We start from the raw sequence: 21,273 nt of genomic DNA, 5'->3' as shown, positions 1-21,273 counted from the left end.
GGAGTCCCATATCCTAACTTTTGCTCCAAAATAGGTATAACAATAGCAAAATCGACGAACCTTAAGTTAAGATTCGTCGATTTGTCTACAGTCTGGCGGCTCCCCTCAGGGGAGCCGTATTTTCATCTCCAGATTTCTGAAGGTACTTCAATAGGTATAGGCGTAGTCTTGCCGCTTACTGATGAGATTTCAAATGCCGACGATGGTTTGGTTTCATTTGCTCTCTGCCTTAAGTCAATCCTTACCCAGTCACTTGGGGCGATCATGACATGCCATTCAAGGTGCAGCTCCCATTCATCTGAGAAGAACAGGTAATGTGAGACAACGAGCCACTGAGGGCTGACCATGGTGCCTGACCATTTGGTGTCGGCTGTGATCTTGTACTCAGGATGTTCTTCTGCCAGGTAAGGGATGAACATCTGTAGAAGCTCCTCAGCATAAGCTTTCCTGTCATCTTCACCTTCGATGACATCAAACGTGACTGACTTTTTATCTGTTACACTGCCTCGTTTCCCTTCGATATCCACCGTCACGGTTTTGCCGGCGCTTTCAGGTTTCGGAACAACTATGACTTCAGCAACCTTTCCCTCAAGTATATCCTTATTCACTACTGTAACATCAGCACCTGAAGACATCGCTGATACCGTAACAGCATCCTTCTTTGCTTCATCGCTGACAGTCACAAGGTAATGTATGCTTTGACCTGATATAGAGAATCCCTTTAGCTCCTGCGGCAGGATGCTTATCTTGAACGGAGAGTCATTTTCTTTTTCACCGCAGCCAGATGCAAGAAGCAGAGCTGTGACAAGGAGACACAATAGCTTCTTTCCACTTCTCATATGCACTCCTTTCAGGCGCGCCTTTGCCTCATATCCAGGCAGATTACCCATATGGATAAATTCTGCATGAAATGTACAGGCCATTTTTTTGCAATATTATTATACTTCTATCCTGTTTCGAATAAATCACAACCTGGTAACATGGAGGTTAAAAAAATAACAAGATAAATAAACCGGTATATATTAGCAGCACATCACTGACGTGATTTAATCTAGTAATGAAGCATGCTATAATATAATCAGAAAATTATGATAATTAATGATTCAGGGTAACCTTCATTTAAGGGAGGGATCGTCATGAAGCTGCTTGTACCAGTGGACGGATCAGCTGCATCAATAAATGCTGTGAAAAAGGCACTGGAGATTGCCAGGAAATATGGAGCAGATATCAAGCTTATTACAGTTGTGGATCCAGACCATTATCTGCGTTTCATGAGAAATGACGAACTCTGGTCCCACGTGGACAGGAAAAGGATAGAGGAGAACTCAGGAGCGGTAGTGAGGATGGAAGAAAGCTCATACAAGTTGCTGGATGCAATAGTCGAGAAGCTGGATTTCAATGGTATCAGAGCTGAAAGAGAGGTTCTTCTGGGTGAGCCGCATATCAGGATACTTGAGGATGCTGAGAAGGAAATGGCAGATGTGATAATAATCGGGAACAGGGGTTTCTCTAAAATCAAGAGGTTTTTTCTTGGCTCCGTAGCCCAAAGGGTAATTTCAGAAGCTAAATGCCCCGTATTGGTCATACATTCGGAAACCGAATACTGATTGGAGCTCAAAAATCATGGAGTCGAAATTCAAACCTGATTCAAGACCAGGTGAAGTCTCATTCTATATGGAGGCAGCATTCGTAATTGTGATTGCAGTATCTCTACTACTTGTAAAGGGTCTTGGAATCCTTAATTTCGATGATGCCTGGTGGGATATTACAGTCTTCATATTCATCGCAGGGATTGCCGGTCTTATCTTCGGTTTATATGCCATTTACAGGAAAAAGGACAGGACACCAGCTGTCTTGATCTCAACACTTGTTGGTGCTGCAGCAGTTCTTTATATCATTTTCCACAGCCTGTTCGTTTCAGGCTGATATCAGAATTTCAGTGTAGACTTAAATAGCAGCCACAAGTTCAAATGCTTGCGGCTGTTCATTGTGTATAGGTATAAGTCATATGATCCTGTCTATTATAGAATTTTCAAATTAACGGAAAATTAATTGGTATGCTCTGCAATTAGCTATCATGAACTGCAGAATAGGTATAGGATTAGTATATGCAGACACGATTGGATGGTATGGAATATTCTATACATTTGCATGAAAGGGGATCGCTATGATTGAGGTAAAGGGGCTTACACTTACTTATCCAAGCGGCAAGGGTGTCTTCGACCTTGATTTCAAGGTGGAGGAAGGGATCCTCATGGGATACCTTGGTCCGAATGGGGCGGGGAAAACAACTACCATAAGGGCTCTTCTTGGATTCATGCATCCTGATATGGGCTCATGTTCGATTGGAGGACTTGATTGCACCAAAGAAGCTACAGCGATACAAAAGACGCTGGGATATATCCCTGGTGAAATAACATTCCTGGAAGACATGAGCGGGGATGAATTCCTGAGGTTCATGGGAGAGATGAGGGGTACGAAGGGCAACAAGAGGCAGAAACAGCTGCTTGAAATGTTTGAGCTCGACCCAAAAGGTAAGATAAGGAAATTCTCGAAAGGCATGAAGCAGAAGCTGGCGATTGTAACAGCGCTTATGCACGACCCGGAGGTCCTGATTCTGGACGAGCCGACAAGCGGACTTGATCCTCTGATGCAGAACAGGTTCCTTGAGGTCATGGCCGAGGAGAAGGCTAAAGGAAAGACTATCCTCATGTCCAGCCACATATTCGAGGAGGTCGAGAAGGTCTGCGATAATGTTCTTATCATCAAGGACGGTAAGATAGTAAAACAGGCGGATGTCCAGACTCTCAAGGACTCACAGAGAAAGGGCTTTTCAATCAGATGCTCTGAAGGCGCAGAGCTTGCGGGACAGCTTAAATTAGCAGGCTTCGAGGCTTCACTTGTCGACAAGGACAGGTTGGAGGTCATCGTTACAGGAGAAAATGTTGACTCACTTATCAAGACCTGTGCTAGGTTTAAGGTGCTGGCCTTCGATGTCAGGAACCAGTCCCTTGAGGATATCTTCATGCAGTATTATGGAAAGGAGGGGAGATAAATGAGCGTTACTCTTTTCAAGAATACATTTAAGAGGAACTGGGTGCTTCTGGCCATTTTCCTTGGAGTGTTAAGCATGTACATGACCATCATGATGTCCATGTACAACCCGGATGATATGGAGACCTTAAGCTCCATGATAAATCTTTTTCCTCCTGATCTTATGAAAGCCATGGGATTTGAAAGTATAGTGACCGACCTTACCGGATACCTTGCAAGTTGGCTCTATGGGCTTTTGATACTTGGATTCCCCCTCGTGTACTGTGTCATACTTGGAAACAGGCTGGTAGCGAAGATGGTCGACAACAGCTCCTTTGCCTATCTTCTATCCACACCTAATTCAAGGGTGAAGATAATTGTAACCCAGGGCATTTATGCACTTGCATCTGTTGCAGCGCTCATGACATTCATGTTCGGAGTCGGGGTACTCCTAAGTGCTGTGGTATTCCCTGGATTGCTTGATACAGGCCAGTTCCTGAGGCTCAATGTGACGACCATGCTCGTCAACATGACAGTTATGATGATCAGCTTCTTCTTCTCATGCCTTTTCAATGAAACAAGGTTCTCTCTCCTGTTCGGAGCTGGCATACCCATTGTCTTCCTTCTGATGAAGATGCTGGGCGGCGTATCAGAGAACGGCGGTATGATCAAGAATGCTTCCATCTACGGATTCTATGATCCGGTGAAGCTGGTAACAGGAGAGAGCATGGTTGGTGTAAACCTCATTTACATTGCGATGATACTTGTCCTGTTTGCAGGCGGAGTCACGGTATTCAGCAGAAAGCGACTGCCACTTTAGAAAGATAAGGCTAAATAGAAAAACGGTTCAGCCAAATGGATGAACCGTTTTTCTTATGAAAAAGGAATGTGATGCAGTGCAATGAGTGGATTGGATAGTCTTGAAAAATAGCAGATATCATCTGTAAAGAATTATTCCCAATATGCCTGCAACAATTATGACTATAGCAGGGCTCAGGTCAAAGCCGGCTATTGCAACAAGTGCCCCTATGCCTATGGCGATATTCCTGAAATCCATGCTGGTGCCCATAAGGGACTGTACACCGAAGCCTATTATGAGGCCCCAGGTTGCGCTCTTTATACCTTTAAGGAACCGCTCAGCAACGGGTATCGTCTCAGCATACTTAAGTCCATTGAAAAGGATCAGTATGGCAGCAATCGGAACTATGAAGCTGCCGGTTATTGTGGAGATGACACCTGGTATCCCGGCTTCCTTGTATCCAATGTAGGTAGCAAACTTAATGGATATGGCTCCCGGAATCGCCTGTGACGCACCGAGGACCTTCAGGAACTCATCCTGGGTGGCCCAGCTGTTGACCTCGACAACCTGATGCTGGATCAGGGGAATAAGCGTATAGCCCCCGCCAAATGACAGGAGTCCGACCTTGAAGAATGCGACAAACAACTCGATGAGTATTTTGAACATAAGTAACCTCTTTACAGGAATATGGCAGATACATCAGTACACTGCGGCTTTCCTTGTTTATTTGGCTTTCTTAAGATACATCCTGAAAATGACTGATGCAAGTATAGCTGCAAGCACCGCAGCTGCAGTCCATCCGAGGAATCCCTCAAGGTAAGTGTAGACTCCTGATGCACCATAGATTGCCTTTACAGTCCTCTCATTGATCAGCGGGAGAATCGATGCAGAAAGGAGCTTTGAGGCTACTATCCAGTAGGCAGGATCACGTTTTATCCTGGCATATGATGCAAGGGCTGCAAAAAGAATGACTGAAATGAGGAAGGCCGCAATAAGTATGCCCTTACCGGCCGATTTTACCATGAAGATTGAAATTCCGTAAGCTCCAATATTTCCAGGCAAAGCTCCATAGGCTGAGGTCAGCCTTACGCCTGAATAGAGCAGAAGGAATGCAGCGTATAGGTCAACTGCGGCGTATGCTTTCCTTTTCCATCTGTCCATCCTTTCACCCCCTGTAGCCAATCTATTTCACAGGCACATATACATCCATGTAGTGAATCCCGTCCCTGTCGTACTCTTCCTCGAAGGCAATCCTGCCTTCCCAGGACAGTGTCCTGTATTCACCACTGTTTATGTATTCAAGGAGAATCTGGAAGGCTTTTGGAATATTGTTGAACGAATCGCTGTGAGGATCCCTTATGGTAAGCGTGGCATAGGTATCTTCCTCGATCCATGCTATTTCAGCGCCACCTGCCGATGGCTCAAAATCCGCAGGAATAACCAGTGCCGCCACATAGCCCCTCAGTCCGAATTTTTCCTGCTGCTCTTTTGTAACGTAAGGGAAGTCCCAGCCGATCATCTTTTTCACATATCCGGGAAGATTAAGAACCCCGCTTTTTTCTGCCCACCTGTCCATATAACCTATGACCATTTCTTCGGGGTCAGGGCTTATGATAACATATCTAGCGACCTTCATCCTCGGAACGGTCTTGATGCTGATTTCGCTATAGATGTTTCCTTCATGCATTTCTGAAACCTCCTTTATATTTTGTCTGATATTTAATTGAAACTTACCACTGGCAATATGCCGCATATCCCATGAATCTCATCAAAGCTTCAGCTCCATATAGAGTGTACCTTCGTGGGGGTTGAATATGTAGGGCTCAATCTCATGGAAGCCTAGGGAAAAGTATAGCTTACGGGCTGACGTCATGGAAGGAAGCGTGTCGAGCCTCATGTATCCGTAACCCAGGGCTTTAGCTTCTTCAATCATCCTGACTACGATTTCCCTGCCGAGGCCAAGTCCACGGATCTCTTCCCTGACGTAAACTCTTTTCAGCTCGCATATTTCATCTGAAATATACCTGAGTGCAGCGCAGGCTGCTGCACTTCCATCGACGTATGCAAGTATCAGTGAACCTTTCGGAGGTGAATATTTTCCCGGCAAACTGTCAAGCTCCTCATCGAAGCCCTGGAAGCAAAGGCTTACACCTATTGACCTGGAATATTCTACAAACAGCTCCTTTGCATCATCAAGGTGATTCCTGCCTTCAACATCTTTGAATTCTATGATACTGTTGTCGATATCCTTGTCCATTGTCTATCCTCACAATCCGTCATAATTAGTTTAAAACTGCATCTCTATTTGCCTATATTATAACAAATATGCAGAATTGATAGTCGATTTGCCGCAACAATTAACAGGACAGCCCGGGAGTAAATACTCGGGCTGTCCTGCAGTATAGCACATGAATATTGAAGACTAAATATCCTTTAACTCAAGTACAATGGGGGCACCTGATGCTTTCATCACTGCAGGTGCAAAAAGACGGAGAGTGAGGATCATACCGAACATGCAAAGTGAAGCAACAAAATAGAATATGTTGGTAAGATTTCCGAATATATCCAATAGAAGGCCTGATGCCAGTACTCCAGCTATAGCTCCTATTCCATATGCTGTGAAGACAACTCCGTAGTTCCTGCTGTAGCTTCTGGAGCCAAACATGGCTGAGGTTGATGCCGGCGCAATTGCAAGCCATCCGCCTAGATTGAACCAGAAAATTGAAAATGAAACAGCATACTTCAAGTTGTCGCCTTCTTTCGCAGTAAGCATGATAAGTGATGCAACTAATATCAGCGAGTAGGAGAGAAGCATAGCCTTTCTAGAGGAGAACCTGTCGGTGAGGAATCCGAATACCGGTCTTCCTGCACCGTTGAACAGAGCAAACAGAATTATAAGGCTGGTCACCTCTGATGGTGTAAGACCTATAAATACAGTACCTGCTGTCGTTGTCATTCCTACCATCATCAGTCCTATCATGGAACCTATAAAAAAGTTAAGGTACAAGGCCTTGAAGCCTTTTGACCTGACCATATCCCTCGTATCGGAATCAGGATTTGTGATGCTTGCAGCAGCTTCGATCTTCCTGTTTTCCAACTGCGGATATCTGAATGGCAGGGAAAGGAGCGGGATAAGTACGCCGAAGGAAGCTCCAATCGCAAGGAACGTTGAATGAAGTCCAAAGACTTCAACCATCTGCCTTAGAAGCGGTGCTGTGACTACCGGAGACAAGCCGAAGCCTACAAGTACAAGCCCTACGAAAAGTCCCTTTCTTTCGGGGAACCATTTCGACACTGCGGTCATCGGTACGCCATAAGCAATCCCTACACCTGCTCCGCTTATGACTCCGTAGGTCAATGTAAGCGCATAGATGCTTGGAGCAAATGCTGACAGTATCCAGCCAAGTGAAACTAGAAGCCCTCCTGTAATCAGTACCATCCTCGGATCAAACCTTTCAAGGTGCCTTCCTGCAATGAACATGAATATCGCGTAGAAGGCGAGCGACGTCATATAAGGAAGTCCTCCCAGCATTGACCCTACACCGTACTGTCTTTCAACTGATAGCCTCAGTACGCTGTAGGAATATACCGTACCAAGGCACATCATGATGAGGACGCCGAAAATAAGGTAGATCCATTTGCTTCTATTATTCTCTGTAAGTATGCCTTTTACTGTTTTCGTCAATTTCCACACTCCCGGTTCTTATTTCATGAATTGCATGCTGATGATAAATAAAGTTAAATAGGCAAATAAAAAAGCCAATAGAAAAACTCCATTTCTGGATTTTCCATTGGCTTACTTGCGGCTGGCATGTGCCCTCCGAATCGTCTTCCGAAATATTATCTTATGAGCTTATCTTCAATGTCGCAGTCTACGACAATGACTATTATCTTCTCGCCAGTCCTTGTGCTGACATCTGAATATGTGCTTATTACATTGACATCAAGTACGGACCTTACAGCAGCCTCCAGGCTTTCGCGAGCATTTTCAAAGAGAGCTGTCCTGACCTTCTTGATGAGGTCTATTCCTTCTCTGTTTTGTGCAAGGTTCTTCTCAGAATTGCTAAGGAAGCCCTGAAGCCTTATGAGGATGAGGTCCTGCATGATTGTTGTCCTAATCTTCTCAGGTCCTCTGCCCATCTGCTCAATTTCAAACTTGCTTATCGCTTCGCTAATCTTCGACTCAATTTGCCCTTTTGTCATGAACAGCCTCCAGACTCATGTATTAAAATGCCTTAACAGTTTTGGCATATAGTTCACCGCGGCATTTTTGAAATTATAGCACATTAGCAGATTGGGGGCAATAACAACGTGAAAATCCAGAAATGAAGGAATTGAATCTCAGCCCAGTCATAACTGTCATATGTGTTCAATTCATGTATATGCAAAAATATGACGATATATCCATTAAATCAGAATTATTGATGTGCCAGTCAAGATCTATCTACAGAAGTGAGGATTCCAAAGCTGTGTGGATTGCTATAATGATAGTTTTAGTATAATATATAGATATGTTGAACCTAATTATTGTGAAATGGAGATGTTTTGAATGATCTGGAATCAGTGGTATGCAGTTCTGCCATCCACGGCCATCAAATCCGGAAAGATACTTGCAGCAAAGAGGATGGGACTGGAATTGGCATTCTTCAGAAACGGGAAGGGAAATGCAGCATGTGTTGAGGATAAATGCTCACACAGGGGAGCTGCCCTTAGCGGCGGCAAGGTGAAGGGTGATTGCGTCATGTGCCCGTTCCATGGACTGGAGTTCGATAATAACGGAGCCTGCAGATATGTTCCTTCATATGGGAAATCATCAGTTAAGGATTTGAGCAGATACAATGTGAAGAGGTACATTGTCAGGGAGGAGAACAGCATAATCTATCTCTGGTATGGCGATGAAGACAAGGTGACAGATAAGCTTCCATTCTTCCACGGATTCGTAGATCGAAGCTATGTGTTCAGCGAGGTGGAAGACCTCTGGAATTCACATTATTCCAGATGCATTGAAAATCAGCTGGATGTGGTACACGTTCCGATAGTCCACCACAATACCATAGGAAGAGGGAACAAGACCCTGATCAACGGGCCCAAGGTAATATTTGAGAACGGCATGCTCACGACCAGTGCAAACAATGAGGTAGATACCGGACAAAAGCCAAAACCTGCTGATGAATGCGTAATCAAGGACACTTACCTCAACTTCATTTTCCCGAACATCTGGATGAACCACATAAGCAAGAAAATAAAGGTTATAATATATTTTGCTCCGGTGGATGAGGAGAATACCATACTCTACATCAGGTTCTATCACAGGATAACGGGCAATGGAATCGCTGACAGGGCAATAGCCTTTGCTGGAAAGTATGCGAACCTCATCATTGAGAGGCAGGACAAGAGGGTGGTAGTGACACAGAAACCGAAGTCATCATCACTAAAGGGTGGTGAAAAGCTTCTTACAGGTGACGGACCTATAATAGCTTATCGCAGGATGAGGGAAGAACTCAAAGGGCTGGGAAATACAGGAAAATAGATTTAGCAGTGAAGGAATGCCGTTAACACGGTCATTCCTTCATTTTTCTAATATTCATCCAAAGCATAGACTATGCTCAGATTGAAAAGCCTATAGATTCGATAATTGGTAGTACCGGTTATGGAATTGTTTACAAAGGTGGTATATAATAATAGGTGACATCAGTATTTTTACTGATTCTATATTGTGATATTACGGTATCTGGATTGAATATCTGGATCTTGATTTGGGGGATATTATGAAGAGATATATGTCTGCGAGATTGTCACTGCTGCTCTGCGCAACATTACTTGGAAGCCAAATTTCCCTGCCTTATAGCATTGCACTTGCCGAACCGATTCCTGTATCTGTGGAATCCCTGCAGGTAGGTGGAACATACACAGTTTACGTTAGCATACCGGGCTACAGAGACAGCTACAGCGCTCTGACAAAGACCAATCCTGTAACAACCTATGCAGCTGGAAGCTACAGCATATACAAGATCTACAATGGTATGGTGAACATCACAAGGACTGCCGGAGTGCCTGGAATATGGATTAACCCTGCACAGAATCCAGCTCCTGCTGCACCACCAGAACCAACACCTGCTCCTGCACCTGCGCCCGATGAACCAGTGCCTGCACCGGCTCCAGCACCTGAAGTTCAGTCGAAAGTCTACATGACTACAACGGTAAATCTCAACATGAGGTCGGGACCAAGCACAAGTTATGGCATAGTAAAGACAATTCCAAAAGGTACTGCTGTTGAGATTATCGGGACATCGGGAACCTGGAAGAAGGTTGTATATGGTTCATACACCGGCTGGTGTTCAGGAAGCTATCTGACAGCAGCTTCAGCACCTGCTCCGGTCGCTCCTGCGCCTGCGCCAGTAGTAACTGCGCCTGCGCCAGTAGTAACTGCGCCTGCAGAAAAGACTTATATGAAGACGACGGCTAACCTCAACATGAGGTCAGGTGCCGGTACCGGATACGGGATAATCAAGGTCATTCCAAATGGAACTTTAGTCGAGGTGATCGGAAGTTCCAGCTACTGGAAGAATGTAGTAAATGAGGGCCTTACGGGATGGTGCTCGGGAAACTACCTTACACCAGTTGCGGCACCAGCCCCTGTAGTACCTCCAGTAGAGCCAGTTGTGCCACCTGCAGAGCCTGTACAGCCGACTCCAGCAGAACCTGTCGTGCCACCAGCAGAGCCAGTTCAACCTCCAGTTGAACCTGTAGCTCCTCCAGCTGAGCCGGCACCAGCGCCTCTATTGAAGAAGACCACATCGAGCCTTAACTTCAGGACAGGCCCGGGCACTGAGTATCCTGCAATTGCAGTCATTCCCAGAGGAACAGTGCTTGAAGTGCTTGAGATTTCAGGCTACTGGAACAAGGTCAGCTATGGCGGAAGCATAGGATGGTGCTCCGGGAACTATATGACTACAGAGCTTCAGGCTGTGTACAAGTTGCTTGATGTTCCATATGTCAGCCAGCTCAATCCGACATATGCACCTGTAGGCTGCGAGCCTGCTTCAATGCTAATGGCACTTAAGGCCAAGGGCCTGACTGACATTTCCTACAAGGATTTCCTCGATGCAATGCCGAAGTCTGATACTAATCCGGCCCTTGGATTTGCAGGGTCACCATATGTTCAGGACTCAAGCATAAGGACCACAATCTATCCGAAGCCTCTGACAGACTATGCGAATACCTATGCAGGTGGAAGGGCGGTAGATATTTCAGGTGCTACAGTTGAAGACATCAAGAAGGAAATCCTTTCAGGGAATCCTGTTATTGTATACTTAACAACAAGGCTTGAGGCTCCGGTTTATGCGACCTACATTGTAGACGGTGAATCGCAGTCACTTCTTAAGAACAACCATGTGGTTCTGGTAACAGGTTATGACTCCGAGAACAACAAGCTAAGGCTTACTGATCCATGGTCGTGGGATGGAACGAGATACGAGCGATGGGTCACTGTATCCAGCTTCGCATATTCATACAACATAAGGCATCATGCTATAACTGTAAGATAACTAAAAAAAGCTGCGCGAGCAGCTTTTTTTTAGTGGCATGATCAATTTAGCGAACAGGATTTTATATTCGGGCTGATTATTGATGTCTAGGTACCCAATAGAGTTTACTTGATTTCTGTTGTCCCTTTTCCATCAGTATCTATCAGGAATAGGTTGTTGCTTGGAGGGTCGGAGACGAGCCAGCAGTAGAGAAGGTCATCGACTACATAAATCTGATTAGTATTACAGTCGCAAATCTTTTCTTTTCCGCTTCCATCAGTCCTGATCCTGTATATCTTGTCGCTGTCACTTTCGTTCTCATAATAGATCCAGGGTTCAGATATTGTTAACTCATTTGAGTAAAACTCAGCTATCTTAGTTTTATCATTCCCGTCCGGCTTCATCTTGAATAAAAAATAAGTGCCATCAATCCAGGAGATGTAGTATATGTAATTGTCATCGACATGTACCCAATGAAATCCTCCGTCTGCGATTTCTGTTTTGTCAGTACCATCAGTCTTTACTTTTGTAAAGATTGGTTTGTCATTCTGGTTAGAATAATAAATCCATTCATCAAGTATAAAGACATTCATGGACTTGTCATCGAAAACCAGGGATTTTTCAGTGCCATCATATTTCATCCTGAAAAGCGGGTCATCCCAATTTTCAGCGGGCGCTCCACTTACTGACTTATAGTATATCCAGTCACCTACAATGTTCAGGTAGCTTGCTTTTATGTCTCCCAAATCAGTTTCCCCGGTACCGTCAGTCTTGATCTTCTTGGTTGGTCCTGGGTTGCCTTGCTTATCCATTGTGCAGTAATAGAGCCAGTCATCAACAATATTAATATAGAACGCTACGCTGTCAGTGAGCTTGGTCTTTTCGGAGCCATCTATCTTGCTTTTGTAAAATCCGTCATATAAGCCGCTGAAGTATATCCAGTCATCCTGTTTGACTATTATTCCTCCTCTGTTGAGGTTCGAATTGCTGTTGCCTGTTAGGTAACCTTCCTTAGCTGGTGGTTCAGGTTCAACAGTGGGTGTCAATGTCGGTACTGGCTCTGTTGCTGCAGGCGATGATTCTGATGGCGACGCAGTTGAAGAGGGGGATGTTGGAGTCTTTGCACCACAGCCTGAAAGTACAGCTGAAACAAAGAGCAGGGCAAGAAATACAGACATGAGTCTTCTCACGGTATTCACCCCCGAATCAGTTCTATATCCTTATAGTAACCCTATGATGTGTAAATTGATGAGAAAGCTTGCGCAAACTCGTGACTTCAGTCGTGAGTTAGCAGGCGAAGTCAAGGACTAAACAGTAACTAGATTATTAGCATATATCAAGTGATAATTACCATAAAACACATATTTTAATGGCTTTAGCTTTACACATATGTTAAGATCGGCTAGAGGTGTTTTTATGTCTGAAATACATTATGGACGCGGATATGTCTATACAATCCAGTATCATTTGGTCTGGTGCGTAAAGTACCGGCACGATATACTTAATGGGCAAGTGGATGATGATGTGAAGGATTTGTTAAATCTGATTGCTTCAGATAATTATGTGAATATCCTGGAGATGGAGTCGCATAATGACCACATACATCTGCTGATTGACTGCAAACCTCAGCACTATATCCCAAATGTTGTGAAAGCACTAAAAGGGGTATCAGCAAGGTTATTGTTCAAGAAGCACCCTGAACTGAAGAAGCGGCTATGGGGCGGTCATCTGTGGAATCCCAGTTACTTTGTTGCCACAGTCAGTGAAAACACCGAGGAGCAAATCCGCAGGTACATACGGAGTCAGAAAAAGAAATGAGACAGTTCAAGCTTTGACAATGGTGGAGGTGAGTGCATTGCTGCAGCATAAAGCCTATGAATACCGTATCTATCCAGATAAGAAGCAGGAAACACTGATTGCCAAGACAATAGGCAGTTCAAGGTATGTATACAACCATTTCCTGGAACTTTGGAACAAGGAATATGAGGAGACCGGAAAAGGTCTGACTTATTACGCATGCTCCAAACTTCTGACAAAGCTTAAGAGGGACCCGGAAACAGTATGGCTTTGTGAAGTGGATAAGTTCTCGCTCCAGAATTCGCTTCGTAACCTGTCGGACGCCTTCTCCCGCTTTTTCAAAGGACAGAACGAGCATCCCCAGTTCAAGAGCAAGAAGAGCCCGAGGCAAAGCTACACGACACAATATACGAACAACAACATCGCAGTTTCCGGAAATTGTCTGAAGCTGCCTAAGCTGGGCCTTGTCAAGTTTGCAGACAGTAGGGAGATGAAAGGCCGTATACTGAATGCCACAGTACGAAGGAAATCGAGCGGGAAATTCTTCGTATCGATCCTATGCGAAGAGGAGATCTGTGAATTGCCAAAGACTGACTCATCTGTCGGAATTGACCTCGGAATCATTGACTTTGCGGTTATGTCAGACGGAAGCAGGCATGACAACAATCATTTTACCAGGCAAATGGAAGAAAGGCTTAGACGGGAGCAGCGAAAGCTTGCAAGGCGTGCACTTGCTGCGGAGAAAAGGGGCATTTCCCTTTCTGAAGCCAGGAACTATCAGAAGCAAAGGCGGAAGGTAGCGAGACTTTATGAAAAGGTTGCAAACCAGCGAAAAGAATATCTTAACAAACTCAGTACAGAGATAGTCAAAAACCACGATATCATCTGTATCGAGGACCTTAACGTTAAGGGCATGATGCGCAATCATAAACTGGCAAAAAGCATCTCTGATGTATCATGGACGAGCCTTGTATCGAAACTGCAGTACAAGGCTTCCTGGTATGGAAAAGAAGTCATCAGGATAAGCAGATGGTTTCCGTCAAGTCAGATATGCTCAGAGTGCGGCCACAAGGACAGGAAGAAGCCTCTCCATGTAAGGGAGTGGACCTGTCCTGTTTGTCATGCCCACCATGACCGTGACGTCAATGCAGCAAGAAATATACTGGCTGAGGGACTCAGGATAAGAGCTCTGACTCCGGGGTCTTAGCAATACAGAAGCAAACAGGAACCGCAGGAATTGCGGGGGTAGCTTGGTAAACAAGAGAAACCTCTGCCGGCAAAGAAATAAGCCGGTAAGTATGCTCTGTTCCCAAGAATCTCGTGACTTTAGTCATGAGAGTTTCAATGAAGTTTTCGAGAATTAAACATGTCAGTTTCAATTAATCGGAATCTGTTTTCGTGGCAATAATACAGGAAGAAGAGGAGCAAAAGAACAATTTGTCATTGCACTTTTCAAGTCCAATGGAATGTTAGTGGAAGGCCTGGCCTTGAATATATGGAACGGATCGTGAACTATGGATAAAATCATAAGAATTCTAAAAAAGGACACCGTCCTTGTGGTGTCAGGGTTAATAGCTTTAGCAACAAGTTTTGTAATACCACCCTCATTGGAATACTTTTCGTACATTGACTTCAAGGTCCTTGCGGTACTGTTCTCGCTGATGGCTGTAATAGCTGCCATTAGGGAGATGGGTGTATTCGAGGTTGTAGCGGGCAGCCTTCTGAAATGGACCGGAAGCGTGAGAAGCATGTCTCTGGCTCTTGTCATGCTTGCATTCTTCTCGTCTATGCTGATAACGAATGATGTTGCTCTCATAACCTTTGTACCGCTGGCGATTGAAGTCCTGAGAAGAGCAGGGAAGGGAAACCTTATATTTGTGGTGACCATGCAGACGATCGCTGCAAACCTCGGGAGCATGCTCACTCCAATCGGCAATCCTCAGAACCTTTACCTATACTCAAGGTTCGGGGTGTCTGCAGTAGAATTCTTCAGCATATCAATACCACTTGTCATAGTAAGCTTCATTCTGGTGACGGGATTGACCTTGACTTCAGGCAATGACACCGTATCATTTGAACTTACCAATATGAGAATACTTGAAGACAAGAGAAGGATTGCCTTTTACATTATTCTTTTTATCGTGTGCCTGCTTTCGGTATTTGGATTCGTGGACCATATCGTCATGCTTGCAGCAGTGACAGCAGGAATTGCGTTAACTTCCGGAGGAGTACTCAAGAAGGTGGATTATGCATTACTTCTGACATTCGTGTTCTTCTTCATCATCGTAGGGAATGTGGGACGGATGGGAGCTGTGGTTGAAAGCCTGGGTTCACTTATCAGGGGAAGGGAGCTTTTCTCCTCTGTGGTCCTGTCACAGGTAATTTCAAACGTTCCTGCAGCCATAATGCTTTCATCATTCACTGAGAACTACAGGATGCTTATCGCAGGCACGAACATAGGAGGACTGGGAACTTTGGTGGCATCCCTGGCAAGCCTGATTTCATACAAGCTCTATTCCAGGTCGGAGGGTGCCAAGCCGTTTGCATATCTGAAGAAATTCAGTCTGCTCAACGCGGCAGCCCTTTCCATTCTCAGCATATTCGCTGTTTTCTGGTTCTGAAGCTACAGGAAACGGATAGTTGAAACAAATATGAGCATTGTCAGAATTGAAAAGGTAAGGATACAAATAAACATAACGGGAGGCTAATATGGACAACAGCATCACTACAATTGACGAATACATTGCAATGGCAGAGGAAGAGGACAGGGAAGCCCTTATGGAATTCAGGAGAGTGATCCACGAGGCAGCTCCTGAGGCTACCGAGAAGATAAGTTACCAGATGCCAACATTCTATCTGCATGGGAATCTTGTGCACTTTGCAGCATTCAAGGGGCATTATGGCTTCTATCCTGCTCCGACTGGAATCGAAGCCTTCAAGGAGGACCTTTCAAAATACAAGGGTTCCAAGGGAGCGATACAGTTCCCGAAGGACAAGCCACTTCCAATTGAACTTATTGAACGGATAGTGAAGTTCAGGGTTGAGGAGAATGTAAAGGCGAATGAGGAAAAGAAAGCCAGGAAAAAAAGCTAAGACTGAAGAGGTGAAATGATGAATCAGAAGGAAAGGATGCTTGCAGGGCTTCCGTACAAGTCATGGCTTGACGGGCTCCCGGAAGAAAGGAAGGCAGTGAGAGTAAAGACCAGGGAATACAATAGGCTTGACCCTGACGACAAGGAAAGAAGAGACGTGCTTATAAGGGAGATACTTGGAAAGACAGGCAGGCAGCTATTCATTGAAGCTCCATTTCTATGCGACTATGGCAACAATATAGAGGTGGGAGAGAATTTCTACGCCAACTTCAACCTGGTGATTCTTGATGTCGCAAAGGTAATCATCGGGAACAATGTCATGATAGCTCCGAATGTCGCCATTTATACCGCAGGACATCCTGTTCATCCTGAATCCAGGAATTCAGGTTATGAGTATGGCATCCCCATTACCATCGGCAACAATGTCTGGATAGGCGGCAATGTCGTCATAAATCCGGGTGTCAGGATAGGTGACAATGTGATAATCGGTGCGGGAAGCGTGGTTACGAAGGATATTCCTGACAACATGATAGCTGTGGGGAATCCATGCAGACCAGTGAGGGAGATTACCGAAGAGGACAGGAAGTATTACTATAGGGACAGGGTGTTCGACGTAGACGACTATTAGCGGGGTGAATCCATGGCAAAGAAGGAGAATCCTGAAAATTGGCTTGAAGTGAAGAATCGGAAGGAATGGCGGGAGTGGCTTGAAAAGAACCACGACAAGGAGCAGTTAGTCTGGCTTAGGATATGGAAGTCGGGAACTGGAATCCCAGGTGTTCTCCTGGCTGAAGCCGTTTCCGAGGCGCTCTGTTTCGGATGGATTGATGGCAGGGCAATGAGCCTTGATGAAGTGAGCTACCTTCTAAGGGTGACGCCTAGACGTAAGGGAAGCCTGTGGTCGAAGGTCAACAAGGACAGGGCTTTAGTTCTCATCGAACAGGGACTTATGACCGAGACTGGCTACAAGGCAATAGAGGAAGCTAAAGCGAACGGACTTTGGGATGAAGCATATTCATCCAAGGTGGCTCCTGTTCTGCCTGATGACCTTGTTGAAGAGCTGAATAGGGATGAGGAGGCTGCTGCAAACTTTTCAGGCTGGAACAACAGTGACAAGTCAATTGTTGTTTTTTGGGTAAAACAGGCAAAGAGGAAGGAAACCAGGGAGAAGAGGATAAGAATCATAGTAGAGTGCGCACATGATTCGAAGAAGCTGGATACATCGTATCTGACTGGAGGCGGGAAGAATGGAGACAGTTAATGAATCTCTGAAGGTGATCTGCACGAAGTCGGACCGGAAAGCCATGTCCCACTGGAACTGCAGCCATGGAGGAGAAGATGATGGACAGGAGTAAAATGGTCTGGTATGCCGTATATGGATCGAACCTCCTTTACGAGAGATTCATGACTTATCTGAAGGGCGGAAGCTTCAGGGGAGGGCATCCTGCAGCTCGATTTAATGATACTGCTCCTCCAAGGGCAAGACTTCTATATGAACTTCCTTATGACATGTATTTCGGGAATTCATCGGGCTCATGGGAGGGAAAGGGCGTGTCTTTCCTCGACGTGACAAGACCCGGAAAAGCCTACAGTGTAGCTTACCTCATAACAAGGGAACAGTTCGACCATATCTGCATACAGGAGAATGGAGGGAAAATGCCTGAACCATACCAAGGATCTCCCTGGTACGATCTTGCAATCAAGGTGGGGGAGTTCGATGGGATTCCGGTGATGACACTTACGAACAGCGGAGTAAGGCCGGCTAATGAACCTGGTGAAAAGTACCTTGAGGTGCTGAAGCTTGGACTTAATGAGAATTATCCGTATCTTACAGAGGAAGAGATTATTGAATATCTTTCATCTAGAAACAAGAATAGGTGAGACATAGGGGCTGGTGACAGCTCCTTATTCAATTGTCACCAAATTTTCCATTTTCAGTTTCCGTTTCGTTATAACTTTTACCGGATTATTCTATAGACTGGTATCAGAAGGATGAAAGGGATGGTGAAGACAAGTGCTTAGAATTGGCAGGAAAGTGGTTTCTGTCATCATGGTCGCATCGATGCTTTCAGCATCGGGATGCGCCTACAAGATGGAGAACGGCAATGGCAATGGTACAGGCGGACCTCCGACGAGTGGTCCTGTTAAACCTGATGATGGTAAAATCGTATTCTCTGATTCCATACTGCTTACATCGATAAAATATGACCCTGCAGGAAAGAAGATAACATATACTGTCGCGAATGCTCTGGACAAGGACCTGACTTACGGATCGCCGTTCAGGATACTTAAGCTGGACTTCAACACAGGAAAACTTGTGGAGACTGAATATGACGATGAGCTGGCGTTCGACATGGCTCTTTGGAGCCTTGGTGCGGGTAAGGAGCTGACTGACACAGTTGACTTCAACCTGATAGGTAAGGAAATTGCCAAAGGCTCGTATTATATAGTAAGAGAGTATACTGCAGGAGAGATGGCGGGAGCTCCTGTCCATGTTCCTCTTGTTAGCTTTGACGTTGACTGGGATGGTGCAATTTCGGTGAGAGGAATCAATGAAAAGCCTGCGACATATGAGGATCTGCTTGAAAAGGCTGAGATTCCTGATAAGCAGCACAAGATTGTATTCACTGCCAGGAACACAACTGATAAAGATCTCGTATATGGACTCAGCTTTACCATAGACAGGTGGAACGAAGAGAAGAATCTTTGGGAGAAGACATCTTTGACTGATGGCTTGGCTTTCATAAAGATTGCACTGCTTCTAAAGCCTGATGAGACAAACACTTCAGAGATTGACATGTCACAAATAGAAATGCTTGTTCCGGGCAGGTACAGGATAGCCAGGGACTACATCCAGGACGGCGGAGGAATACTTGTACTCAACATATATTTCACTGCAGGTGCTGAGGGTGTTCTATCCTACGGAAGGTACTAAGTCAGGCTGAAATATGAAGCTCATTTGAAACATATGGACAAACGAAAAGAAGGCATCTGCAAACGCCTTCTTTTCTTGTCTATATGTATTGGTAGAAAAGGGGTAGCTTTCTTATTTACTCCACATCCTGAAGGGCTTCGTAGCCTTCTTCTCCTGTTCGGACCTTTACGATGTTCTCTACGTCGTAGATGAATATCTTGCCGTCTCCGATGTTTCCTGTGTAGAGCACTTTCTTCACTATGTCAATTACTGTCCTTACAGGTATCTTGCTGACAACTATCTCGACCTTAACCTTAGGAAGGAGATGGGTCTCGACTTCAATTCCCCTGTAGAATTCTGTCCTGCCTCCCTGTAGCCCGTAGCCAAGGACGTTGGAAACTGTCATTCCTGTTATGCCGACCTTATCGAGCGCATTCTTGAGCGCTTCGAACTTGTTCTGCTTCATGATTATCTCAATCTTCGTGAACTTGATGTCGGAAGCTGTAGATGTCTTGGCTGTAAGTATCTGTACCGGGAGAGCCTTGTCGATAGGAACAGTACCTGTAACAGGCTCTTCTTTGCCAGTTGCTGTTAAAGCAAAGGTGTTAACATAGTCAGAGCTTACGAAGTCTGCATAAGCAGTTTCAAGTCCGTGCTCCGATATGTCAAGGCCCATGATCTCGTCTTCCCTGGATGCCCTGAGTCCTATTGTCTTGTTGATAAGTGTGAATATGATGGTCATTGACACTGTGACCCATGCGATTACTGAGAATACTCCGATTGCTTCAACTCCGAGAAGCTGTAATCCGCCACCATAGAAGAGGCCTTTTGGCATTGTTCCCCCAGCGTAGGAATACTCTGTAGCAGAGAAGAGACCGACCATGAGGGTTCCGGCTGCTCCGCACATGCCGTGGACTCCGATTGCACCTACTGGGTCGTCAACCTTAAGTACCTTGTCTATGAACTCAATTCCGAATACCACTATGAAGCCAGCTATTATGCCTATCGCAGCTGCTCCTACAGGAGTAACGAGATCGGTTCCTGCTGTTATGGCGACAAGCCCTGCAAGTGATCCGTTCAGTGTCATAGATACATCAGGCTTCTTGTACCTGACCCATGTTATTATCATTACCGCCACTGTAGCTGTAGCTGCTGCGAGATTTGTCGTGAAGAATATGCTTCCAAGAGTTGCTAGGGTAGCATCTCCCTCAGCAGATACGGTTGAACCGCCGTTGAATCCGAACCAGCAGAACCAGAGTATGAATACGCCGAGTGCTGCATTTGTAAGGTTGTGTCCCGGTATCGCCCTGGACTTGCCGTTCTCATCGTATTTTCCAATTCTTGGTCCGAGTATCTTTGCTCCAACGAATGAAGCTACGCCTCCGACCATATGTACTGCAGTGGATCCTGCGAAATCATGGAATCCGAGCTGTGCAAGCCAGCCGCCTCCCCATATCCAGTGACCGGATATCGGATAAACCACAGCGCTTATGGCTGCACTGTACATGCAGTATGCGAGGAACTTAGTCCTTTCAGCCATTGCTCCGGACACTATTGTAGCCGCTGTAGCACAGAATACTGTCTGGAATATGAAGAATGCATATTTTGGGACTCCTGCGGGAAGTATGTCAGTGTATGCTCCCTGGCTAAGGAAGTCAATTGCACCGATGAATGCATTATTGGTTGCAAACATTATGCCGAATCCGAAAAGCCAGTAAATTGGAGTTCCTATTGCAAAGTCCATCAGGTTCTTCATTATTATGTTTCCTGCGTTCTTAGCCCTGGTAAGTCCGCCCTCGACCATTGCGAAGCCTGCCTGCATGAAAAATACGAGTGCTGTTGCGATCAATACCCATAGAGTGCTTGAAGATGAATACATGATACCTACCTCCTGAATGTTTTGATTATCTATAAAAACAAAAAAGGCGTTGCGAGTAAATTTACTCGCAACACCTTTGCTGCTGATACTAGGATTATACATACAGAGGTAATGTACGTCAATAGTATTTGTTTAAAAATAATTCACTTTCTTTGAAAGATTTGAGATTAATTTGGCGGATACCTCCATTTTGATTAAAAAACCAGCGTTACATGCGTTTCCGATTCTCGTAT

Annotated in this window: 23 protein-coding genes; 14 read left to right on the top strand and 9 right to left on the bottom strand. The window is 45.2% G+C overall.

The annotated features are described in order from the left end of the window. Positions 1–122 precede the first annotated feature (122 nt). Complete coding sequence (locus J2Z34_RS02550; protein WP_209458280.1) at positions 123–839, bottom strand: hypothetical protein; 717 nt, start codon at positions 837–839, stop codon at positions 123–125. Between the two features lie 297 nt (positions 840–1,136). Between J2Z34_RS02550 and J2Z34_RS02545 the strand changes: the two genes are divergently transcribed. From J2Z34_RS02545 to J2Z34_RS02530, 4 genes are all read left to right on the top strand, one after another. Then, complete coding sequence (locus J2Z34_RS02545) at positions 1,137–1,607, top strand: universal stress protein (RefSeq protein ID WP_209458279.1); 471 nt, start codon at positions 1,137–1,139, stop codon at positions 1,605–1,607. Positions 1,608–1,623: 16 nt separating this feature from the next. After that, positions 1,624–1,926: a hypothetical protein gene (locus J2Z34_RS02540; RefSeq protein WP_209458278.1), complete on the top strand. Its 303-nt coding sequence runs from the start codon at positions 1,624–1,626 to the stop codon at positions 1,924–1,926. A 241-nt stretch (positions 1,927–2,167) separates the two neighbouring features. After that, positions 2,168–3,055: an ABC transporter ATP-binding protein gene (locus tag J2Z34_RS02535; RefSeq protein WP_245250474.1), complete on the top strand. Its 888-nt coding sequence runs from the start codon at positions 2,168–2,170 to the stop codon at positions 3,053–3,055. After that, entirely contained in the window at positions 3,056–3,853 is a 798-nt protein-coding gene (locus J2Z34_RS02530) for an ABC transporter permease subunit (RefSeq protein ID WP_209458277.1), read from the top strand. 117 nt (positions 3,854–3,970) lie between these two features. Here the strand turns inward: J2Z34_RS02530 and J2Z34_RS02525 are convergent, their stop codons facing one another. The 6 genes from J2Z34_RS02525 to J2Z34_RS02500 form a co-directional block, all read right to left on the bottom strand. Further along, positions 3,971–4,498: a chromate transporter gene (locus J2Z34_RS02525; protein ID WP_209458276.1), complete on the bottom strand. Its 528-nt coding sequence runs from the start codon at positions 4,496–4,498 to the stop codon at positions 3,971–3,973. A gap of 57 nt (positions 4,499–4,555) precedes the next feature. Beyond that, the gene (locus J2Z34_RS02520; RefSeq protein ID WP_209458275.1) at positions 4,556–4,993 is read right to left on the bottom strand and encodes a hypothetical protein; all 438 of its coding nucleotides are present in this window, start codon (positions 4,991–4,993) and stop codon (positions 4,556–4,558) included. Between the two features lie 22 nt (positions 4,994–5,015). Next, a complete protein-coding gene (locus J2Z34_RS02515; protein ID WP_209458274.1) occupies positions 5,016–5,519 on the bottom strand; it encodes a hypothetical protein in 504 nt (167 codons plus the stop codon). An 81-nt stretch (positions 5,520–5,600) separates the two neighbouring features. Beyond that, complete coding sequence (locus tag J2Z34_RS02510) at positions 5,601–6,089, bottom strand: GNAT family N-acetyltransferase (RefSeq protein WP_209458273.1); 489 nt, start codon at positions 6,087–6,089, stop codon at positions 5,601–5,603. A gap of 165 nt (positions 6,090–6,254) precedes the next feature. Next, on the bottom strand, positions 6,255–7,517 hold the full coding sequence (locus tag J2Z34_RS02505) for an OFA family MFS transporter (protein WP_245250473.1): 1,263 nt from the start codon (positions 7,515–7,517) through the stop codon (positions 6,255–6,257). Positions 7,518–7,672: 155 nt separating this feature from the next. Beyond that, complete coding sequence (locus tag J2Z34_RS02500) at positions 7,673–8,035, bottom strand: Na-translocating system protein MpsC family protein (RefSeq protein WP_209458272.1); 363 nt, start codon at positions 8,033–8,035, stop codon at positions 7,673–7,675. A gap of 346 nt (positions 8,036–8,381) precedes the next feature. Between J2Z34_RS02500 and J2Z34_RS02495 the strand changes: the two genes are divergently transcribed. Together J2Z34_RS02495 and J2Z34_RS02490 are read left to right on the top strand one after the other, a co-directional pair. Continuing rightward, entirely contained in the window at positions 8,382–9,362 is a 981-nt protein-coding gene (locus tag J2Z34_RS02495; RefSeq protein ID WP_209458271.1) for an aromatic ring-hydroxylating oxygenase subunit alpha, read from the top strand. A 238-nt stretch (positions 9,363–9,600) separates the two neighbouring features. Then, the gene (locus J2Z34_RS02490) at positions 9,601–11,379 is read left to right on the top strand and encodes an SH3 domain-containing protein (protein WP_209458270.1); all 1,779 of its coding nucleotides are present in this window, start codon (positions 9,601–9,603) and stop codon (positions 11,377–11,379) included. Between the two features lie 104 nt (positions 11,380–11,483). Here J2Z34_RS02490 and J2Z34_RS02485 read toward each other — a convergent pair whose 3' ends face one another. Continuing rightward, positions 11,484–12,548 carry a DUF5050 domain-containing protein gene (locus J2Z34_RS02485; protein WP_209458269.1) on the bottom strand — a complete coding sequence of 355 codons (1,065 nt, stop codon included), beginning with the start codon at positions 12,546–12,548 and terminating at the stop codon, positions 11,484–11,486. A 226-nt stretch (positions 12,549–12,774) separates the two neighbouring features. Here J2Z34_RS02485 and tnpA point away from each other — a divergent pair, with 226 nt between their 5' ends. The 8 genes from tnpA (at position 12,775) to J2Z34_RS02445 (ending at position 19,182) form a co-directional block, all read left to right on the top strand. Next, on the top strand, positions 12,775–13,176 hold the full coding sequence (gene tnpA / locus J2Z34_RS02480; RefSeq protein WP_209458268.1) for an IS200/IS605 family transposase: 402 nt from the start codon (positions 12,775–12,777) through the stop codon (positions 13,174–13,176). 37 nt (positions 13,177–13,213) lie between these two features. After that, positions 13,214–14,362 (top strand): IS200/IS605 family element RNA-guided endonuclease TnpB, encoded by a 1,149-nt coding sequence (tnpB, locus tag J2Z34_RS02475; protein ID WP_209458267.1) that lies wholly within the window; start codon positions 13,214–13,216, stop codon positions 14,360–14,362. Between the two features lie 307 nt (positions 14,363–14,669). Beyond that, the gene (locus J2Z34_RS02470; RefSeq protein ID WP_209458266.1) at positions 14,670–15,776 is read left to right on the top strand and encodes an SLC13 family permease; all 1,107 of its coding nucleotides are present in this window, start codon (positions 14,670–14,672) and stop codon (positions 15,774–15,776) included. An 88-nt stretch (positions 15,777–15,864) separates the two neighbouring features. Then, positions 15,865–16,248, top strand: a complete 384-nt coding sequence (locus tag J2Z34_RS02465) for an iron chaperone (protein ID WP_209458265.1) — start codon at positions 15,865–15,867, stop codon at positions 16,246–16,248. Between the two features lie 18 nt (positions 16,249–16,266). Continuing rightward, complete coding sequence (locus J2Z34_RS02460) at positions 16,267–16,875, top strand: sugar O-acetyltransferase (protein WP_209458264.1); 609 nt, start codon at positions 16,267–16,269, stop codon at positions 16,873–16,875. A gap of 12 nt (positions 16,876–16,887) precedes the next feature. Next, the gene (locus J2Z34_RS02455) at positions 16,888–17,508 is read left to right on the top strand and encodes a YdeI/OmpD-associated family protein (RefSeq protein WP_209458263.1); all 621 of its coding nucleotides are present in this window, start codon (positions 16,888–16,890) and stop codon (positions 17,506–17,508) included. Between the two features lie 80 nt (positions 17,509–17,588). Beyond that, the gene (locus tag J2Z34_RS02450; protein ID WP_209458262.1) at positions 17,589–18,128 is read left to right on the top strand and encodes a hypothetical protein; all 540 of its coding nucleotides are present in this window, start codon (positions 17,589–17,591) and stop codon (positions 18,126–18,128) included. 133 nt (positions 18,129–18,261) lie between these two features. Beyond that, complete coding sequence (locus tag J2Z34_RS02445; RefSeq protein WP_209458261.1) at positions 18,262–19,182, top strand: immunoglobulin-like domain-containing protein; 921 nt, start codon at positions 18,262–18,264, stop codon at positions 19,180–19,182. Between the two features lie 115 nt (positions 19,183–19,297). On the opposite strand, the gene J2Z34_RS02440 is transcribed toward J2Z34_RS02445, so the two are convergent. Continuing rightward, positions 19,298–21,040 (bottom strand): ammonium transporter, encoded by a 1,743-nt coding sequence (locus J2Z34_RS02440; protein ID WP_209458260.1) that lies wholly within the window; start codon positions 21,038–21,040, stop codon positions 19,298–19,300. Positions 21,041–21,273: the final 233 nt, after the last annotated feature.

This window comes from Youngiibacter multivorans (genome assembly GCF_017873395.1).
In the GTDB taxonomy this organism is placed as follows: Bacteria; Bacillota; Clostridia; order Clostridiales; family Clostridiaceae; genus Youngiibacter; species Youngiibacter multivorans.
This window is presented reverse-complemented; position numbering and strand designations above follow the sequence as displayed.

What these genes read in the sequence shown, in the direction of transcription:
- J2Z34_RS02550 (WP_209458280.1), bottom strand. Translation starts at nt 839, where the DNA reads ATGAGAAGTGGAAAGAAGCTATTGTGTCTCCTTGTCACAGCTCTGCTT.
- J2Z34_RS02545 (WP_209458279.1), top strand. Translation starts at nt 1,137, where the DNA reads ATGAAGCTGCTTGTACCAGTGGACGGATCAGCTGCATCAATAAATGCT.
- J2Z34_RS02540 (WP_209458278.1), top strand. Translation starts at nt 1,624, where the DNA reads ATGGAGTCGAAATTCAAACCTGATTCAAGACCAGGTGAAGTCTCATTC.
- J2Z34_RS02535 (WP_245250474.1), top strand. Translation starts at nt 2,168, where the DNA reads ATGATTGAGGTAAAGGGGCTTACACTTACTTATCCAAGCGGCAAGGGT.
- J2Z34_RS02530 (WP_209458277.1), top strand. Translation starts at nt 3,056, where the DNA reads ATGAGCGTTACTCTTTTCAAGAATACATTTAAGAGGAACTGGGTGCTT.
- J2Z34_RS02525 (WP_209458276.1), bottom strand. Translation starts at nt 4,498, where the DNA reads ATGTTCAAAATACTCATCGAGTTGTTTGTCGCATTCTTCAAGGTCGGA.
- J2Z34_RS02520 (WP_209458275.1), bottom strand. Translation starts at nt 4,993, where the DNA reads ATGGACAGATGGAAAAGGAAAGCATACGCCGCAGTTGACCTATACGCT.
- J2Z34_RS02515 (WP_209458274.1), bottom strand. Translation starts at nt 5,519, where the DNA reads ATGCATGAAGGAAACATCTATAGCGAAATCAGCATCAAGACCGTTCCG.
- J2Z34_RS02510 (WP_209458273.1), bottom strand. Translation starts at nt 6,089, where the DNA reads ATGGACAAGGATATCGACAACAGTATCATAGAATTCAAAGATGTTGAA.
- J2Z34_RS02500 (WP_209458272.1), bottom strand. Translation starts at nt 8,035, where the DNA reads ATGACAAAAGGGCAAATTGAGTCGAAGATTAGCGAAGCGATAAGCAAG.
- J2Z34_RS02495 (WP_209458271.1), top strand. Translation starts at nt 8,382, where the DNA reads ATGATCTGGAATCAGTGGTATGCAGTTCTGCCATCCACGGCCATCAAA.
- J2Z34_RS02490 (WP_209458270.1), top strand. Translation starts at nt 9,601, where the DNA reads ATGAAGAGATATATGTCTGCGAGATTGTCACTGCTGCTCTGCGCAACA.
- tnpA (WP_209458268.1), top strand. Translation starts at nt 12,775, where the DNA reads ATGTCTGAAATACATTATGGACGCGGATATGTCTATACAATCCAGTAT.
- J2Z34_RS02470 (WP_209458266.1), top strand. Translation starts at nt 14,670, where the DNA reads ATGGATAAAATCATAAGAATTCTAAAAAAGGACACCGTCCTTGTGGTG.
- J2Z34_RS02465 (WP_209458265.1), top strand. Translation starts at nt 15,865, where the DNA reads ATGGACAACAGCATCACTACAATTGACGAATACATTGCAATGGCAGAG.
- J2Z34_RS02460 (WP_209458264.1), top strand. Translation starts at nt 16,267, where the DNA reads ATGAATCAGAAGGAAAGGATGCTTGCAGGGCTTCCGTACAAGTCATGG.
- J2Z34_RS02455 (WP_209458263.1), top strand. Translation starts at nt 16,888, where the DNA reads ATGGCAAAGAAGGAGAATCCTGAAAATTGGCTTGAAGTGAAGAATCGG.
- J2Z34_RS02450 (WP_209458262.1), top strand. Translation starts at nt 17,589, where the DNA reads ATGGACAGGAGTAAAATGGTCTGGTATGCCGTATATGGATCGAACCTC.
- J2Z34_RS02440 (WP_209458260.1), bottom strand. Translation starts at nt 21,040, where the DNA reads ATGTATTCATCTTCAAGCACTCTATGGGTATTGATCGCAACAGCACTC.